This window comes from Enterococcus sp. LJL120 (assembly GCF_054871765.1).
Window position 1 is genome coordinate 1 of record NZ_JBTXLV010000020.1, and the last position, 18,155, is coordinate 18,155.

Below are 18,155 nucleotides of genomic sequence, written 5' to 3' on the forward strand. Positions count from 1 at the left end.
TTGTCAGTAAAGAAGAAAAAAAAACGTATTGACAATAAATAACTGAGAATATATAATAAATAAGAAGAGAACTTTGATTAGAAATTGTAAGTTAACCAAAAATTCTTATTCTTAACTAAAACAAGATATATTTATAAAGTTAAAATCAAGATTTTTTCTTATCATTCTAACTCTGCAGTATGGTCAGAAGCTTTAATAATACAAAAAAAGCAACCAGTTTTTTTACTGGTTGCTTTTTAATCTCGAGTAAAAGTCCCTATCTACTCAGATACTTTTGAAATCCTGAAATGACCATAAAAATTTTCTCATAGTTATATTATTCGTAACGCAGTGCCTCTATAGGATTTAACTTGGAGGCTTTCACAGCTGGCAATAGACCAAATATAATACCTACCACTAGGCAAAAGGCAAGGCTCCCCAAAATTGCTAGCAATGAAACAATGTAAGGATAATGCAATGTTTGAGTTATAATAAACCCGCCAACTAAGCCTATCAAAACTCCTAAGATGCCTCCGAGGACTGTAAGAACTATTGCTTCAATAAGAAATTGCCTTAGTATGACTTTTCTTCTGGCTCCCAAAGCTTTTTTTATGCCTATTTCTCTTGTTCTTTCTGTAACGGAAACAAGCATGATATTCATTACGCCTATGCCACCTACTAAAAGTGATATACTGGCAATACCTGCTAATAATATAAAGTTAGATTGATTAAATTGTTCGATACTTTTTTTTAATTCATCCATATTCATAATGCCATAACTATAATCCGATTCTGGCAAATTTTTATTTAATAACGTGGAAACTTCTTGAGCAGCAACCTGTAATTTTTCTGTATCAGTTGATTGGATAGTTATCTTTGGAGTGAGATTAACCGTTCCTAGTAAATTATATGCTTGCTTCTCTGGAACATAGGCTTCTTTAGAGCCAAACATGTAACTTAGTTGTGCATCTTTTGTTTCAAATACACCTTTAATTTGAAAAGGAATACTATTTACTTCAACATATTTACCAATCCCGTCATTTGTATTGCCAAATAGCTCCTCGTATAAACTTTTATCTAAATAGATGACTTGCTGATTGTCTTTAAAATCTGTCGAATCAAAATTTTCTCCTCGTATAATTTCCAACTGTTTCAATTCAGGTAAGTTTGTAGTAACTGCCGAAACATTCGCTTGAACATTAGTACTTTTATAAAAAATTTTGGTATCTTTTGAGTAAGAGATTCCAACATCCTGAACGTTTTTTAGTGATCGAATAGAATTCAGTTGTTCATCTGTAACCTCTGGGATATAGGGTGCTTTACGATCTTTGGCCTCGTTAAACAGCTCCTGATTAAACATGCTTTTTTTATTGTATTCGATCCCAATGGTATTGTTACTACCACCAATCATTTCTTTTTTTAAATTTTCAGTATTTCCTTCAATAATACTAAAAATACAAATGATTGCAGAGATTCCGATTATTATGCCCAACATTGTTAAAATAGATCTCATCTTGTGCGCTAAAATAGATCTAGTAGCAGTTAAAATTTCGTCAATCATGTACTGATCCTTCCGCTAATTTATTTTATCATCAATTATTTCACCATCTCTTAAAAAAACAGTTCTCTGACATAATTGAGCGATATCAGGTTCATGAGTAATAAGAATGATTGTTTTCCCCTCTTGATTAAACCGTTTAAAAAGGTCCATTATTTGTTCACTTGTTTTAGTATCTAGCGCACCCGTCGGCTCATCACCTAAAATAAAACTAGGGTTTGTTACTAAAGCCCGAGCGATTGCTACACGTTGTTTCTGTCCCCCTGAGAGTTCCATGGGATAGAAATCAGCACGGTCGCTTAAGCCTACTAATTTCAACATTTCCAATGATTTTTCTCTACGCTCTGAAGAAGAAATTTTTTTATATGTTAATGGCAATTCAACATTTTGTCTTGCGGTCAGCTTAGGCATTAAATTAAAATTTTGAAATACAAAACCGATTTTTTCATTTCTAAAATCTGCTAATGCATTATCTGATAAACTTCTTATGGAAGTATTCTCAACTTGATAGTCTCCAGAAGTAGCAGAATCTAAGCAACCTATAATATTCATCAACGTGGATTTTCCCGATCCTGAAGGTCCCATTATAGCGACAAGCTCGCCTTTATCCACACGCAAATTAATATTTTTTAATACGGGCAATTCTTCACTCCCTTGCCAATATGACTTTGAAATAGCTCTAAGATTTAATATTTTCCCCCACCTCCATTCCTTCTACCATTCCTTCTTTCGGGACGGCTATACTGTCAGTAGTAGATAGCCCATCTGTTACCTCAACTAAGTCATTTTCAAGTGCAATTGAAGTTATTTCGCGTAACTTGATACTATTATCTTCGACCGACCATACATATTCTTTATTCCCTTTGGTAACAATATATTCTTTGTTGAGAATAATTTTATTGGCATCATATCCTGATGCCATAAGCTTAACGTATACATGGGATCCAATTGTTGGCATGTTTTCATTTTCATTTACTACTACTTTATAAGGAAATTTTGATAAATTAGGATTCTCATCTTCTTCTTTTGACGAATTTGAATCTTCAGAACTCAAACTAGCGACTTGCACCACTTTTCCTTCCCAACGTTGATTGTTATCCTCTCGGTTCACTATCTCAACCGGTTGTTCAATAGCAACTTTATCTTTATCAAATTCGGTCACACTTCCGTCTACAAACAGTTGTGAACTATCGATTATCTCGATGAAGTTTTCTTCTTTTTGTCTGTCTGCAGATTGATTAACTAAATCCTGATTCACCGTTTTTATAAGTCCCGCATTATCGGCTACCACAGTATCATCTTTCAGTTTCTCTGTTTCATTTTCATATATCAAATTAGCTTTTTCAAGCTCACTTTCGGCATTTTTCACTTCATTATCTCCACCAATCGCATCCAACTGGGCTTGCTTTAAGCCTTCTTCTAGTGTCGATAATTCTTCCTGAGTCGAATCTGCTGAATTTTTTGCTTTTCTTAGTTGCTCATTTTTTTGATTATACAAGGTCCATTTTATAGAAGCATTGCTTTTTGCCACATCTACTGCATTAGTTTTGACTGTTTTGTCAACTTCTGCTTCTTTCACTTTTAATTCTTGATCTGTTTGATAACTAAAAAGAGCCTGCCCCTTCTCTACTTGATCACCTTCGTTTACGAAAACCTCTTTAATTTTCCCTCTTGTACTATCAATCTTGATTTGATTACTATTATTTGCCACAATTTTACCCGCTAACATAGTTCCTGTCGATTGTAAATTAGCTGATATGTCTTTGACAATTTGAGATTCTACCGATTCTGTCTCGCTCTGATCAAAATCACTAGGGCGAGTAAACAAAAATATAATTAGGCCAAGTATAAGTATTCCCAGAGTAGTAGATATAGCCAATACTTTCTTCCTCTTCGACATTTGCGTCAAAACAAATTTCCTCCTATAGTTTGCGCCCGTACAACTAGTTCACGGTTCACAATTAATTTCTGATACGACATTAAACAAGGGTATCCTGAAATCCTGTATATATCTAAAAATTTAGTATTGCAAGCATGAAAAAATTTGAATGCAATTTATATAAATTATTTTTCCATCTGAATCTTCGATCCATCTTTCATGGTGTACTCTTCCACAGTTTTACCGTCTATTTCTTTTGTTTCCTTACTCACAACGTCTTTCTCGATATCCTCCTTAGTCATAGCACTTCCATCATCACTGCCTTTTTCCTTGTTCCCACAACCTGTTAATCCCAGTATTAAACCTCCTAGAATTGAAGTGATTAAAAAACCAGTAGCTAATTTTTTCATAACATATTATCTCCTTTTCATTTTGGTTACCCTTACATTTTTATATTAAAATAATGAATTTTATTTGAATCCAAAAAGAATTTATATAGAATAAATTGTGAGTTTTCAAATAAATAGGTTACGATGTAAATAGTATCCGTTTTGTCGGTTACAAAGATTTTAAATCAGTAACTACATATATAAAGCCTAAAGCCTATTTGTAAGGCTTCTATGGAAGAATTAGCTATGGAGGGAGGCATTCAGCGATCTTGGCGGAAAGTGAAGTAAAAAATACCCGATCATCACAAAAATTGGGAGGGATAATTGGTCCGAATTAGCAACTTTTTTCAAGTATCCCTCAGAATTGCGCCGCATTATATTGGAATTGAGTCAATATCTTGGATACATGTTAGTAGAGACGGTTACGCCATTTTTGCTTTTGCCAACTCTTCAAACTCCTGTGGGGTTAGATAGTGAATCGAGCTATGGATTCGATTTCGGTTATAAAATCCTTCAATGTAGCTAAATAGCGCTCGATTTGCTTCTTCAAAATCTGAGTAGCTAGTCGTGTAGACTTCTTCCTTTTTCAATGAAGCATGGAAAGATTCGATTCCAGCATTATCATAAGGTGTTCCCTTTCTACTATGAGAATGCCTTATTTTGTTGGTTTCAAGCCATTGTTCCACTTCTCTGGCTGTGTATTGGCTGCCCAAGTCAGTGTGTAGAATCATTCCTTCTGGAATGTCATAATGCATTTTTGCTTTGTTCAGCGTTTGAATGACACAATCCACAGTCATTCGTTTTGAAAATGTATAGCTAATAATCTTTTCCGTGTGTAAATCCATGATTGAAGATAAGTAACACCAACCATTTTTCTTAGTAGGAATGTAAGTAATGTCAGCTACCCATTTCTCACAGATAGTCTTAGTAGAAAAGTACTGATTTAAGAGGTTCTCTTTTGAAATAATCGGTTTATTAGACCTTTGAGGTCTATATTTTTTAACTACAATCGACCTTAAATTTAATTGTTTCATTAGCTTTTGGACATGTTTAAGAGATACTGAAATACCTTCTTTTAATAAAACTTGATGGATCTTTGTGGCGCCATAGCGTTGTTTATTCGTAAAAAATTGTTGAAATTTTCTTTTTCAACTTATTATTTCTGATTTCTGTAACTGTCAATGCTTTGTTCTTATAAAAATAATAGACACTTCTAGGGATTTCTAATAACCGACACAACAAAGAAACAGTGTAATCCTTACACCAGTTTTCAATAAATTGAACAAGCGAATTTAGGTTTTCCGAGAGAATATGGCTGCGGCTTTTTTTAAGATTTCAAGTTCCTCTTTCAAACGAGCATTTTCTTTTCTCAGTTCAGCCACTTCTTTCCAGTCAGTCCTGTGGACTGATTAGGTAAATATAAATTCTTCCATTTGTAAATCGTTGCTTCAGATAAGCCATATTCTTTCGCCAACCCTCGAACAGAACGTCCAGTTTGATTCAGTTCAACAATCATCTGTTTAAAATTTTCCCAAATTTCAAGAACAAGTTAGCCAGTTTTGGCAACATGTGGAAAATGATTGTTATTGCTGGTTTCGTTGTTGAGTGGATAGTGAGTAGCAGTATGGTAGTCTGTGTGACAGTCTGGCAATAGCTAGACTGCCCAGATGAAAAGCCACTCCGCCAGATGCTCGCTGTCCACTCAATTTACAGCCAGACAAACTTCTCGTTCAAAGCACTCTTGCGGTGTTGCGTAATCTAATACTTTTCTTGGCAATTGATTCATTTGATCTGCAATTCGTTGGACCTCTTTTCTCGAACAGGTCTCTAAACTTTGAGACTTTGGCAATGTCCTACGAATCATACGATTATGAGTTTCATTGGTGCCACGCTCGCAAGAAGTATATGGATGTGTGAAATAAACCGGACAGTAGTCCTTCATTATGTCAGCTAGCAATGCAAATTCCGAACCATTGTCTGGTGTAATCGACTTGAACACGTGTTTAAAGCGAGTAGGTCCAAACTCCTGAATCAAATGAGTGATAGCATACGACACAGAATCAGTCTCCTTACTATCAATTAATCGAATGATTTCAAAGCGAGTTTTTCGTTCTGTTAAGGTGAGTAATGCCGTTTCTGAACCATTGCGTTTTCCGATGACGGTATCGATTTCAAAATGACCAAAACACTCTCGTGTCAGGACTTCTGCCGGTCGTTTCTCAATACTTTGACCCAGTATTTTTTTGTTTTTTCGGTTCCTTTTTGTAGTGGTCTTTCGCTTGAGTTTTGACAATAAATCAATATTCCTCACTTCTAAAAGCTGCGCATTAATGTACGCATAAAGTGTCGTTGTACAAACCATTTCTTCTGGTAAGAAACACTTTTCTCGTTTTATTCTGCCAACGACAGCATCAAGCGAATGCCCAACTTCTTTAAATAGTTGGGTAAACAATGCTAGAAAAGCTTTTACCTGGTTGGATTTACTTGGTCGATGGCAAGCTAGACGATGGTGTTCGTATTGCTTTTAAGCATACAACTCATCATAAGAATCAAAGAAGATTTTTTTACCATTGACCTTACGCACTTGGGTAACCGTCCCACGTTTTAGCTCATTATGAATGGTTTGAGGGGCGACCCCTATCTTTTTGGCAATTGCCCGATTGGATACTCCTTATTCATGTCACGCAGTAATTCTTCCTCGTTCAAGGGCAGTCAGATGTTTTCCTTTTAGGCGAGGTGTGGTAGTCTGTGAGTACGTCATAGTGAAAATCTCCTTTATTGGTCGGTGTCGGAACCTCAATAATACGTGATTTTTCACTATGATGTTTTTTATTTGCCTAGGTGGCTAACTTGATTATAAAATTTGCGTGTTTAAAATTTTCTTTATATCGAGTCATAAAAATTTATCCTCTCGTAGATAAGTTTAATTTATTCTTGTCTCTACGAAAAGCTGTCTAAGATTTGATACTAACACCACTAGATATATTCGTCGAGTTTTATATCCTGTATAAATTTCGTTTAGGAACTACTCCAATAGATATTTTTTTAGTTTATCTTCGAGTAATTAGTATACGATGGTAAAACTTATCTTAACTAAATGAAAAGAGCTCTACCTTAGGAAAAAACCCAAGATAAGGCTCTCATTTTAGCCTATATTATTAAATATCTTTATTTCATCTGAAATTTTATAGCCTTTTTTCCAGTGCGTTTCGATAATTTGTTCTGTAAAACCATACCGAGCAAATTTCAAGCGAATCCGACTAACAATTTGAGAAAGTTGCGCCAAGTGTGAACTTGTCGTTTGACCATTCCACATCCGTTGAGCAACTTCTTTTCGCGTAAGAAATCCTTTTTTTTCATCAAATAGTATTTCAAACAATTGTCGTTCTTTTTTCGAAAAAGTACTAATAGCTAAATTGTAAGAATCATTAGTCATTTTATATCTATTTGGTGGACATGACCGTATTTCCCTGAAATGTAGTTGCCGAGAAGATGACAATAACTCTCTTAGACTAGATAAAGAAATCCCCGTAGAGAATTTCGCTGTCAACCCCAATTTTTGCCATTCTTCGTATAATTCATCATTTAAGAGATCAGTATCACATCGTAAAATCACACAATTTACAATTTGTCCTTGGCGTAAAATAGTTTCGACAGTTTCGCTTGGTAGCGTCTCACTAAAAATTACAACAGGTAAGTCCAATACAAAAGGTGTTTTAGCTAACATGAGTGGTTCAACTAATTGTGTTGAATGCAAAACTTCATATCCTAAATATTCTAAATTTTCTTTCAACTGTTTATCAGCTGAGGGATTCGCTGTTAAAAGTAATACTTGATTCATTGGTTCCTCCTCACCCATAAATCATTTTTGGGTTTTTTGTTTACTATGATGCTTATCATAATTTTTTTGTATCTGTCAAAGGCAACAGTAATGTTTGTAGCACACCAATGATTTGATTCCGTGTAACTAGTCCATACTGGCGACTATCTGATCCATACGATCGATTGTCGGCTAAAACTAAATAACAATCATCTGGAATGGTTTGTTGATTCGTGATATCTAAGAGAGTAAAATTTGGGGTATATTGACCACCATTTCTTTGCGCATCATTTATGTCATCCACAAGAAATTTTTCCTCTACGCTCTCTCCATTAACAAAAAGTGTATCTTCTTTATAGTCGATTCGCTCTCCAGGTAACCCCACTACTCTTCTTACTTGTTGCGTATTTCCTTGCTGGAAATAGATTAAATTAAATCGCTTTACGTAGTCAGTTTTTCGAATGAGAACAGTGTCTTGATCGCGAAGTGTCGGCATCATACTATATCCATTTATTACCACTATTTTAAATAAGAAGAAAAACAAAATCAGAGCAAGAAGACTAGCCATGACGATTGCATAGAAAAAGTCTTGAATGATATGCTTCTTTTTACTCCTTCTTCTCTTCTTTTTTGAGCTAGATTTCTTCTGATAACTAACGTTTCTACGACCAGATTTAGATAATTTAACTGCCTTATTCGTGGGAAGAGACTTTTTATTGGATTTAGAGCTTTTCTTCTTTTTACTTTTAGATGTCCTTTGTATAGACAAAGATTTTTTTTTTTTCTAGTCGTCATTTGGTGTACCTTCATCTTCTAGAGCGGTTTGATTAATTCTAAAGTAATCGAATGCAGCAGTTTCGTAGGTAATGACTTTCGAAATATCTGTAGTAAACTCGTCTACTAAAGTAGGATTTCCATAGAAATTTCCACTCTCACGTGTCGCATTCATACCTAATTGGGCTAGTGAAGCGTAATAGCGATTAAGTGTAGATTGTCCATCCGTTGTATTAATTGTACTTGCCTTATTCGATGTATACGCCGACAAACTTGTTGCTAAGTAGCGAATGTTTTGTTGGGAAGCTTCTTCGGTTTCAGATTGATTGGCTGCTTTTTCTAATTCGCTTTGAAAATCACGGACAAGAAAATAAGAGCGTACAATAGCTTTTTCATCTTCTGCAGACAAATTTATAGATTGATAATACAAACTATAGGCTCCTACACCACCGGATAAAAAACCTAAAGCGAAAAAACAACTTACGAAATAAATCCCTCTCTTACGTTTAGAGTTTAGACTTTTACATAGTTGAGACCAACGTTGTTTTTTTTTCTTTTTACGTGGAGGCTTTCTAGGAAGAGCTTTAAGTTTTTTTGTTGTGAGGATTACTTGAACAACAAAACCCAAAGCACTAAAAATAAAAATTAAGCTGAGCGTTATCAGTCCCATAATGAGCCAAGTAATTATACTCATTTATTTGTCTCCTTCTCTGTCTATCGTCTCTTCTTATTTAGGAGAACGTTTTTTTTTCTGATTCAATTTTCTTTTTTTTATAGAATCTTTCTTTTTTTTCTTACGTCTCACCCATCTAACTATCACAAACAGAAGAAGAACGAATCCAAAAAAAGCACCCACAAGACTCGCAACGACACCCCAATTAATTGTAGTATCTTGTTCTAAGCCGACGTCTCGTTCATTAAATTCTTGAGCCTCTCCCTCAGTTATCTCAAACTCCTCAGTCCATTCCCATCTCATATCACCTGATGTGGCAAGGACATGTGCCGTATAGGTTCCCGGAACCATTCGATCCCCATTCATACTAATCGGGAAATCAATGAGAGAGTTCGGGGCCATTCTCATCCCCGTTGTTTTCGCTTCATACAACACTTCGCTACTTCCAGCAGAGGAAATTTGGGCCTCTATTGTCAGATCATTAAGAAAGGTTGCGACTACATTGGAAAGATTAACAAAAATAGTATTACGATAATTAGATTGACCTGCGTAAGCAGAATTATATTGCATATCTGGGGTTAGCTCGATGTCGTTTTCCTGCAAGACTATGGAAATAGCATAGGCATACTGATTAATAACTTGAGAGCCATTCGTTTCGTCCACATTATCTGTTTGACCGGCCTTCATCAATCGTAATCCTCCTGTGATAATTCCGTCAAAACTTGTTTCAGGCATTTTGATAGAAAAAGTGACTTCTTTTGTCTCTCCCCCTGCTAAGTCAACGCTAGCAGGACCACTTACTATATCTTCAAATGGAAACATGAGAGAGGCATCATTATCAATCGTATCATTATTCCATTCTATACCGCCTGATCCATTTGTTTTTGCGCCATTTAATTGTAATTCTACCGTAATCGCATCTGTACCTGGATTACTTAACGTAATGGTGATTTCTTGCTCCTGTCCAGGTGTCATCATTAGTCGATAATAATTCAAAGAAGTATCTACCTGGTTTTCAGGGAAATTCAAGGCATAAGTGAAACCAGTGGATACCTCTGAGTTATCGGAGGTTGCTTCAACCTTCACGGGATAAGAACAGCTAATCAAACCAAGCAAGATTACAAGATAGACAATAGGTTGTAAGACAAAATGGTGTCTTTTATTCGTAATTGGAAAAAATAGGGATAAATTTTTCATTATGTATAGAATTCTCCTTATAAGAAAAACAAGTTGACAAGATTCTTGCCAACTTGTTTTTTTCTATTTTAAAGTCAAGTTTATGCGAGTGCCCCCATTGTCCAAGTCACTACAGCTGTATACGTTCCTTTAGTCATAGAGTTTGCGACAGAAGTTGGAATCGTTAAGTTGACAGAAGAACCGACGGTTCCGACGGTTGTGTCAGTTGCGCCAGTACCGTCTGTTGTGCTACCCCATTCAAGCGTCCATTGACCAGAACCAGTTCCAGCAGCTGCTGTAACAAATGTCTTAGCTCCACCGTCAATAGAAAGTGTTTGAGTTGCTGTTTTACCTGAGTCTGCAATCGTTCCTTCGCCACTCGTTGCTATTAAAGGATTGATAAAAGCAATTTCTGAACCTGTCAATACGCTTTGGTCTGATGAATTTGTAAATTGAGTTGTCAACTGTCCACTGATAGTATATCCGGTATACTCACCAGTGACATCTCCCCAAGAAATTAGGTTACCACGTTTTCGCGTTGTTGATGTAGTGCTTCCGTCTTCCGCAGTAACTGTATCCGTAATGGTAATTGGTTGTGCTGAAGCTGTGCCAGTTCCGACTTTAATGGTCCCGAAATTTAAATTTGTTACGGCCGTAATACCTTTATCTCCAGGAGATGTCGGGTTAGGAATAACAGGGTCTACACCTGGAATTGTTTTCCCACCTTCTGGATCGGGTACGCCATCTTTACCTGGATCTAGTGAACCAGCCTCAACTTTGACTGTTCCTTGTGAAGTTTGAGATGATGGTGTCGCAGCATTTGTAACTGCTGGAGCTGTTGTTGCGACCCCTACTACTGCCAATAAAGCCACTGCACTTAATGTCTTGAATTTCATTTTTATTCCTCCTAAATATGGTAGTTTGTTTATTTACAAATGAGCCATTGCTCAACTTGTCTCGAATAATGTGTTAGCGTGTTGGTGCTGCTTCCAGTGTCCACGTAAGAGTAGTGGTATATTGCACTGGGTAAATTTTGGCTTCTTTGGGAACTGTCAATGTGACAGCAGAATTGCTATACGCTTGTTTGTTAGTGACATTATCAAGTACTGCTTTCCCTGAAGCATCTTCTAGAGGAGATAGGGTGGGAACTTGATTAGAGGTGTTCGTTTCCGATGCACCAAATTCGATTAGCCAGACTCCTTTTCCTTGACCGGCTTTACTACTTGCCACTGTATATGCGATACCCATCTCATTCAAAGCTAACGTATCCCGAGTAACCGTGGGGGCGCCGCTGGCACCACTAGTGTTGGCCCATCCTTTATCAAAAGAGAGAACAGCGCCAGTCAATTCTTGGTTTTCTAAGTCTTGTATAATATCACTATGAAATTGTTGGTTTTGCGTGACCGTCAAGTTCCAACCCGAAGATTCAGAACTATAGTCGCTTATTTGAATGTAAAATCCTCTGGCAGTTGTCTCATTATGAAACTGTTGAGCTAAAGAGAGGTACGTACGATTAGTATCATTAATTTTTTGTGAACCGAAGTTTAAACTTGATATATAATCAATACGCAAAGACCCTGTCGTAGAAGGGCCTTCTCCTGGATTCACAACCGTGGAAGGTGCTTCCGGATCCACTAAGTTACTTGTCCCTGGATCTTCAACAGTCACCTTTCCATTAATATCTTGCGTACTTGCGTATACTTGAGGAACACAGAAAAGAGACGTAAAGAGAATTAATCCAACACCCAGTATCCATTTTTTTTTCATTCACGTTCCTCCTTCTCTTTTTTCCTCCGGCGATAGAAGAAAAAAAGTAAAGCTAAAAGGAGAATTCCTCCACCAAGTACACTATAATTTCTGATTTGATCGCCTGTTTGAGGTAGTTTCCCTCCAGTGCTAGGTAGACTAGTAGACGTAGAACTGGAAGGGTTGGTAGACTCCTCATAGAAAGTAATGCCCCCTTCCACTGTCCCTTGACCTCCATTACCTGTGGTGGCCGCAGCTCTAAGAGGCAACATTCCTATAAGGATGATTACCAGACAGGAGAAAAAGAAAACTTTCAATTTTAGTTTCATATGATTCTCCTCCTCTATGGTTGACCTGCCATGATTGTCCATGTGATAACGCCAGAATAAGTTCCCACACTTGAAACGGTTGTTTTAGCAGGATCAGCAACTAACTGTAAACCTGTCATTGTAATGTCCTTTTGTTCGCTTACAGTAATTTCTTTTCCCCAATCACTGGTGATGTCTGTCGTACCACCTGTTGTGCTGGTATATACTGCTTGATTATTAGAACTTAGGGTTACTTCCTTCTTATCATTTGTGACGTATCGGATCGCGTCACTCATGATGGAACCTGTGCTTGTATTTTTCATTTCGGTTGTCACTGCTGCATATAGTATCCATCCGTTTGTTTTAGAGGCACGAGTATCTGTAATGATTAATTTCCCAGACGTCGTAGGATTATCCACACGCTGCGTTTTTGCATTATATGTCAGACTTCCAAAATCAACGGAAGTGGGTGCCGATTGTAAAAATAGCAACCCTTTGACAGTATAGGTAACCGTTTGAGTAGTATCTGTAATCTTTAAAGCTGTCTCATCTGTTGGACGTGATACAATTTCATACCCAGCTGTTTCTAACGCACTAAGTTGTGTTTGTACTTTTGCATACGTTGTAGACGTTAGATCAATCGTATCTCCGACATAGATAGGGGTAACAATGTTATTTGTATCTTTTTCGCCAGCTGTTAAAGTGTACCCATCTAGGATAGTTCCTGCTTCGTTTTCAAATTGAACTGTGATGGCAGCATTCATATTGATGACAGTAACGCTAATGGTTCCTGTTATATCAGAGGCCAATCCCGATACTGAAGATGGAAGACTGATTGTGACAGTATATGGCGTATTAGGTGAGATATCTTTCAATCCGCTTAAACTACCTAAATCCGTTACAGTAAAGTCATTTACATCTGACCAACTAGTTTTTTCTCCCCCAGATACGCTATATGCAGTGGGGTTACACTTGGATAAAATATAGGTACTTAGCTCACTATCTGTCATATTACGAATATCTGCGTAGGACAACTCCAATGAGTCTCCACTAAGATTCGTGGAACTATCATAAACTATTAGTTCAGCTGTTTTTGTCGTAGTATTTGGTGCAGAGAGTCCTGCACTATCTACAGCAAGGTCAGATACAGTTAGGCTAACTTGTTTTGTTCCAGCAGTTTGCATCAGGGTAGCCATATCAGTTGAAGCAGTATAGCTGACAGGATAGCTACTCGTATCCGTTACTCCTTTATCCGTAATTGCACTTACAAATGCAGTTGCGGCTGGGGCAGTATCTCCCACATATGCATAATACGTCTTAGTCGTAACTTCAGGCGGCGTTTTATCTAGAACAGTTGTAGTTGCTGTTGAATATTTCCCAGCACGCCAACTGTAAACAGAAATCTCATCTCCAACATACAAAGTTACATCATCGGGAAGGGTGAATTCAAAATTCCCATTATCATCTGCCAACGCATTATAATATACCAATTTTCCGCTAGTATCATAATTATTAGAACTCGTTAGTGAACCAATAACAGTTCCTTTCGCAGATATTGTGACATAAGCATTTGGATTTGTAACTCCAGAAATTTTTTGACCATCCGTACGAAGTCTATTATCTGAAATATCATTAATATCTATAGTTACATCTGGAATCCATTCATAGAGTATTCGTTCAGAATTTTGAGTATCATATCCATCATTAGTAGACATAAAACTATTAGCTATGCTCTGCTGCGAGCTATTAGCTGTTTTAGTTCTAATGGTTGTTTGTCGATACGTGATATTCGCATTGTAAATAGGAATCCAACTTTTATCATAGGTATCGTCACCAGCAGAACTATTGCCAGAATTCCACTGATAAACACTTTGAATATCCGCAGTAAATGTTCCATCAACCGAAGATGTTCCCATGCTAACAAGCGTAGCATTTGGATTTCCTCGAGCATCCAAATCTACACGATATGCATCTGAAAACTTAAACGTCGAGGTTGTTGCAGGCGCATTGATTAAATTTCTTACCCCTGTCGCTTTTTGTCCAGCTTCTTCAGTTAATGCTGCTGTAAACATTCCTCGATTCCCAATCAAAAGGGATCCATTCACCGCAACAAAATCACTTGTTGCAGTTGCTTGTTCTGTTCCAACAAAAGAGGCCTTACCGTAATCTTTGACAGTAAAACTGGAGTTAGCTTTTAGATTTAGCGCAGAACCACTAGTTGCACTTGCGGTTAGGTCAAGTAATCCTTGAGGGGTAGAGTCATCAATAAATTGAGCATTGTCAGATCCCACGGTTACTGTACTATACTCTGCCAACTCAACCGCCGGTCTACCACTTGCATCATTATCTATGGTTGCCTTAAGTGTTCCACCTGCCAAAATATTTAAATCTGAATATTGATATAACTTGATTCCAGCATATTTGGATTCTGTAGTGTTTCGATTACCGTCTGCTAATAAATTTAATGTTCCCCCATTGTCAATTGTCAAATTTGTTCGCTGACTAGCCGAACCACCACCTAGAAAAATACCAGTACGTGAAGTATTTCTGATGTCCATTGTTAGGGTAGAATCTGCTCCCACATAGAGCTTTCCACCTTTTTGAATGTTTATCCCTGCGTAATAATTTCCATTACTTGTATAATATCCCCATGTTTCGCCAGAACTTCCCTGTGAGACCATATTGACAGTTGCTTTACTACGAACAGCAACGTATGGAATTGTTCTTCCGGAAGAAGTAGGTACTGCTGCCAAATAAGATCCTATCAAAAGGCCATCACCATTCTCAACAGTGCAATTAAATACAGTATTATCATCAAAAATAACTCTGTAAGCTTCTAAGCCACTTTGATTCGGGTATGTTGACCGTGTTACAGTATTATTGTTTCCGGCATTATTTCCGTTGCTATAAGTGACTGTATATTGATTTGCTCTTGAAATCACATTGTTAGTTCCTCTAAAGTATAATGTTGTTGTCCAAGAGGCTGTTAACTGAGACCCTTCGTAAGTAGTGTCTTCAAATACCATAGTAGTAAAATTATAATTAAGTTCAGCCCCCATAAAACAACCATACGGATTTTGAGAATACATATGTATATTTTTTATATAAAAATTATGAGGTGTAGCCCCATCTGGATATGACCAACTGACAGCTCCTGTATCTAGTTTAAACCCTTGTCCGTCGATGACATAATCCCTTCTGTTAGAAGGGGCGTTACGTCTAATTATTCCAATACCCAAAGTATCACTTACAATATCGTTCCCTAATTTTATATAATCAGCTGTACCATTTAAAATTGCTGAATTCAATTCAGCAAAAGTATATACAGTGACAACCTCTTGTGCTGCTGCTTCTGTCCCCCAATTAGCATCTGAATCAGGTTTATAGGTAACACCATAATCAAAATCAAACAAAGATTCACTGGTAGTATTTAAAATTGTGGAATCTTTCTGAGAAGATTTGTCTGATTCACTAGATAATGCTAATGTATTTGTTGTTAAAGATAAATTGTATAGAGAAAGTGTTATAACAACAAAAATTACTAAACCCATCTTTCTAAATATTTTTTTCAAGATAACCCCTCCTTTTATAGAAAAATAATTTTTAATTATTTGAAAAGATACTTTTGCAATCAATACTTTTTTTTAAAAATATCGATAATTAAGCTAAAGGCAACTGTATTTAGATTGATTCTAGCTGTAATATTTTTTTCTGATTGCGTATCCACCTAAATGTATTTTTTCCTTCACCTTAAGTTCCGTAAACTTTAGTTTTCAATTCTTGAAATTCATTTATCTATGTTTTATTAGAACAAATTTATTTTAATCAACTTGACAAACGAAATTGAAAAGCTCTAATAGGGAAATTCATTGTATCTTTTACATTTTATACATGATTACATAGATTTATCCTAATATTTTTGCATTAACTTTATCTTGTTTTAATTAAGAATAGGATAAAAATTAGAACCTTGATACATCAACATTGTTCGTAAACTATCGACGGCGAATGACGGCTTATCTCAGCGAATTTCGTATAGATAACGCTTACGTTTAACGTTTGAACTTATGGCTCTACTAGTACAATATTTTTTTAAGATATATAGGCAGCTATTTTTTCTATTGTCTGTAAGCGTTGATCCATTAGAACATCTGAATACACATCTAATGTTAGTTGAGTAGATTTGTGTCCGAGCAATGCACTCACTGTAGGTATATCTGAGAGTGCTTCGAGGCAACGTGTCGCAAAGGTATGACGTAATTGATGAAAATGGATATGCGTAAGGTCTACTTTTTTTCTTATTGTATGAAAATAATTTGTAAGTAGTCTTGGCTCACATGGACCATCATTGTTCGTAAATACCCATCTGTTCATTGCATTATTATGTTTGTAGTGTATCAATTTCTCTCTTAGATAGGGGGTCATAGGAATCACTCGAATTGAATTTTTGGTCTTCGTCTCATCAATGTGTATGTAAGTTTTAGCAGTTGTTTTCCCTTGATCTAGTATACGTTGACATGTTTTTGAAACCTGAATGATATTTTTATCAAAGTCTATGTCGTGCCATTCTAGTGCAGCAATTTCACCTATTCGCATTCCCGTGTGTAAAGCAATTAAAACAGGTAACCCCTTCTTTTCAGGTTCTTGGTCCGCAGCTAAAGTTAATTTTTTTTGTTCGGATAATGAGAGGGACGTTACCTTAGTCCAGTCCCTTTTTGGTAATTTAATGAGGGACAAAAAAGTAGCGTCACATTGAATACTAGACAATCCTGAAGACAGTATTTGTTTAAATAGGGTAAAGATAGACTGAATCGAACTCATGCTTAAGTGGTTGCTTTGAAGTTCTTCAATATATGAATAGATACTTTCTTCATTAATTTCGTATAATTTTTTGTGTTTGAAAATGGGTAAAATATACTTGTTTAATTTGTAGTGATAATTTGAAAGTGTCGTCTTTTTTACTTGTAGTTCTATCCGCCTCAACCAAACCGTAACCCATTCCTTGAAAGTCAGACTAATTTCTGGTCTAGGTTTCATGACCGTGGGTTGATAGCTTGATTTAAATACGTTCAACACGCGTTTTGTTTCTTCTCGAGTATTCCGATACACATATCCGTATTGAATAGATCCGTCTAATTTTCTCCCCTTAATGTATCGACCTTCCCAACGACCATCTTTTCTATGATATATATTTTCTCCTTGTCGGCTCATAAAAACATCCTTTCAGTTTGTTTGACGGTTTATTCTACTAAATTAAAAATTGTCAGTAAAGCTCAAAAAAAAGTGTATTGACAATAAATAACTCGGAACATATAATAAATAAGAAGACAAATTTGATTAGAAATTTTAAGTTAATGAAAATTTCCTATTCTTAATTAAAACAAGAAATATTTATAAAGTTAAAATTAATTTTTTTCTTGTCATTTTAACTATACGGTGCGGTTGAAATCCTTACTAATCAATACAAAAAAGCAACCTGTTTAAAAAAAGACAGGTTGCTTTTTTGTATTGATACTATTTCTTTTTTTGTCTCTTTCGTTCTTCAAGAGTGATGAGTTAGTCAAGCAAAGTTGACATGCAAAAGTCTATTTTCTTGACTAACTCACATTGATAAAATCAAAAAATTAGCCTCATAGCACTATATTTCACATGCCACGCCTTATAATAACCTAATATTTAAAATCATCTTAATCATAGAAAATGAGTTATAATATAGTAAACAATTGTGGAATGGCAACCCCTATTTTGACAAAAATTATGTAGTGTATGTATACCTGCATAGCGCCTAGCCCGATTGCCCTTGACAACGAGCCTCCCTGGATGTGATTGCCTCGGTGCGTGGCAGGTATTCAA

Annotated in this window: 13 protein-coding genes and 2 pseudogenes; all 15 read right to left on the minus strand. The window is 36.2% G+C overall.

The genetic code is table 11. From position 1 onward, the window contains the following. Positions 1-316 precede the first annotated feature (316 nt). The 15 genes and pseudogenes from ACYSNU_RS18395 to ACYSNU_RS18465 all read right to left on the minus strand — a co-directional run bounded on the left by ACYSNU_RS18395 (position 317) and on the right by ACYSNU_RS18465 (position 17,513). Positions 317-1,537, minus strand: a complete 1,221-nt coding sequence (locus ACYSNU_RS18395; protein ID WP_322597314.1) for an ABC transporter permease — start codon at positions 1,535-1,537, stop codon at positions 317-319. Between the two features lie 18 nt (positions 1,538-1,555). Beyond that, positions 1,556-2,230 (minus strand): ABC transporter ATP-binding protein, encoded by a 675-nt coding sequence (locus ACYSNU_RS18400; protein ID WP_265460375.1) that lies wholly within the window; start codon positions 2,228-2,230, stop codon positions 1,556-1,558. Then, a complete protein-coding gene (locus ACYSNU_RS18405) occupies positions 2,217-3,446 on the minus strand; it encodes an efflux RND transporter periplasmic adaptor subunit (protein ID WP_461738560.1) in 1,230 nt (409 codons plus the stop codon). Before ACYSNU_RS18405 ends, ACYSNU_RS18400 begins: the two co-directional genes overlap by 14 nt. A 155-nt stretch (positions 3,447-3,601) precedes the next feature. Further along, positions 3,602-3,826, minus strand: a complete 225-nt coding sequence (locus ACYSNU_RS18410; protein WP_265460371.1) for a hypothetical protein — start codon at positions 3,824-3,826, stop codon at positions 3,602-3,604. A gap of 401 nt (positions 3,827-4,227) precedes the next feature. Then, positions 4,228-5,321, minus strand: a pseudogene (locus tag ACYSNU_RS18415) (IS3 family transposase). A 186-nt stretch (positions 5,322-5,507) separates the two neighbouring features. Beyond that, positions 5,508-6,566: pseudogene (locus ACYSNU_RS18420) on the minus strand (IS30 family transposase). Between the two features lie 384 nt (positions 6,567-6,950). Continuing rightward, the gene (locus tag ACYSNU_RS18425) at positions 6,951-7,646 is read right to left on the minus strand and encodes a winged helix-turn-helix domain-containing protein (RefSeq protein ID WP_461738561.1); all 696 of its coding nucleotides are present in this window, start codon (positions 7,644-7,646) and stop codon (positions 6,951-6,953) included. A gap of 55 nt (positions 7,647-7,701) precedes the next feature. Then, complete coding sequence (gene lepB, locus ACYSNU_RS18430) at positions 7,702-8,394, minus strand: signal peptidase I (protein WP_461738562.1); 693 nt, start codon at positions 8,392-8,394, stop codon at positions 7,702-7,704. 15 nt (positions 8,395-8,409) lie between these two features. Then, positions 8,410-9,093, minus strand: a complete 684-nt coding sequence (locus tag ACYSNU_RS18435; RefSeq protein ID WP_265460366.1) for a hypothetical protein — start codon at positions 9,091-9,093, stop codon at positions 8,410-8,412. Between the two features lie 33 nt (positions 9,094-9,126). Continuing rightward, on the minus strand, positions 9,127-10,269 hold the full coding sequence (locus ACYSNU_RS18440; protein WP_461738563.1) for a DUF916 and DUF3324 domain-containing protein: 1,143 nt from the start codon (positions 10,267-10,269) through the stop codon (positions 9,127-9,129). Between the two features lie 80 nt (positions 10,270-10,349). Beyond that, complete coding sequence (locus ACYSNU_RS18445; protein ID WP_265460364.1) at positions 10,350-11,144, minus strand: WxL domain-containing protein; 795 nt, start codon at positions 11,142-11,144, stop codon at positions 10,350-10,352. A 73-nt stretch (positions 11,145-11,217) separates the two neighbouring features. Continuing rightward, positions 11,218-12,015, minus strand: coding sequence for a WxL domain-containing protein (locus ACYSNU_RS18450; protein ID WP_265460363.1), 798 nt, complete (start codon positions 12,013-12,015; stop codon positions 11,218-11,220). Then, on the minus strand, positions 12,012-12,323 hold the full coding sequence (locus tag ACYSNU_RS18455; protein ID WP_265460362.1) for an LPXTG cell wall anchor domain-containing protein: 312 nt from the start codon (positions 12,321-12,323) through the stop codon (positions 12,012-12,014). The genes ACYSNU_RS18450 and ACYSNU_RS18455 overlap by 4 nt, the downstream gene beginning before the upstream one ends. A gap of 14 nt (positions 12,324-12,337) precedes the next feature. Continuing rightward, positions 12,338-15,874: a pectate lyase-like adhesive domain-containing protein gene (locus ACYSNU_RS18460; protein ID WP_265460361.1), complete on the minus strand. Its 3,537-nt coding sequence runs from the start codon at positions 15,872-15,874 to the stop codon at positions 12,338-12,340. 520 nt (positions 15,875-16,394) lie between these two features. Beyond that, positions 16,395-17,513: a tyrosine-type recombinase/integrase gene (locus tag ACYSNU_RS18465; protein ID WP_265460359.1), complete on the minus strand. Its 1,119-nt coding sequence runs from the start codon at positions 17,511-17,513 to the stop codon at positions 16,395-16,397. Between the last annotated feature and the right edge of the window lie 642 nt (positions 17,514-18,155).

Bases quoted from the DNA above. Each gene is read 5' to 3' on its own strand.
- ACYSNU_RS18410 (WP_265460371.1), bottom strand. From the start codon at position 3,826: ATGAAAAAATTAGCTACTGGTTTTTTAATCACTTCAATTCTAGGAGGT.
- ACYSNU_RS18425 (WP_461738561.1), bottom strand. From the start codon at position 7,646: ATGAATCAAGTATTACTTTTAACAGCGAATCCCTCAGCTGATAAACAG.
- ACYSNU_RS18435 (WP_265460366.1), bottom strand. From the start codon at position 9,093: ATGAGTATAATTACTTGGCTCATTATGGGACTGATAACGCTCAGCTTA.
- ACYSNU_RS18440 (WP_461738563.1), bottom strand. From the start codon at position 10,269: ATGAAAAATTTATCCCTATTTTTTCCAATTACGAATAAAAGACACCAT.
- ACYSNU_RS18445 (WP_265460364.1), bottom strand. From the start codon at position 11,144: ATGAAATTCAAGACATTAAGTGCAGTGGCTTTATTGGCAGTAGTAGGG.
- ACYSNU_RS18450 (WP_265460363.1), bottom strand. From the start codon at position 12,015: ATGAAAAAAAAATGGATACTGGGTGTTGGATTAATTCTCTTTACGTCT.
- ACYSNU_RS18455 (WP_265460362.1), bottom strand. From the start codon at position 12,323: ATGAAACTAAAATTGAAAGTTTTCTTTTTCTCCTGTCTGGTAATCATC.
- ACYSNU_RS18465 (WP_265460359.1), bottom strand. From the start codon at position 17,513: ATGAGCCGACAAGGAGAAAATATATATCATAGAAAAGATGGTCGTTGG.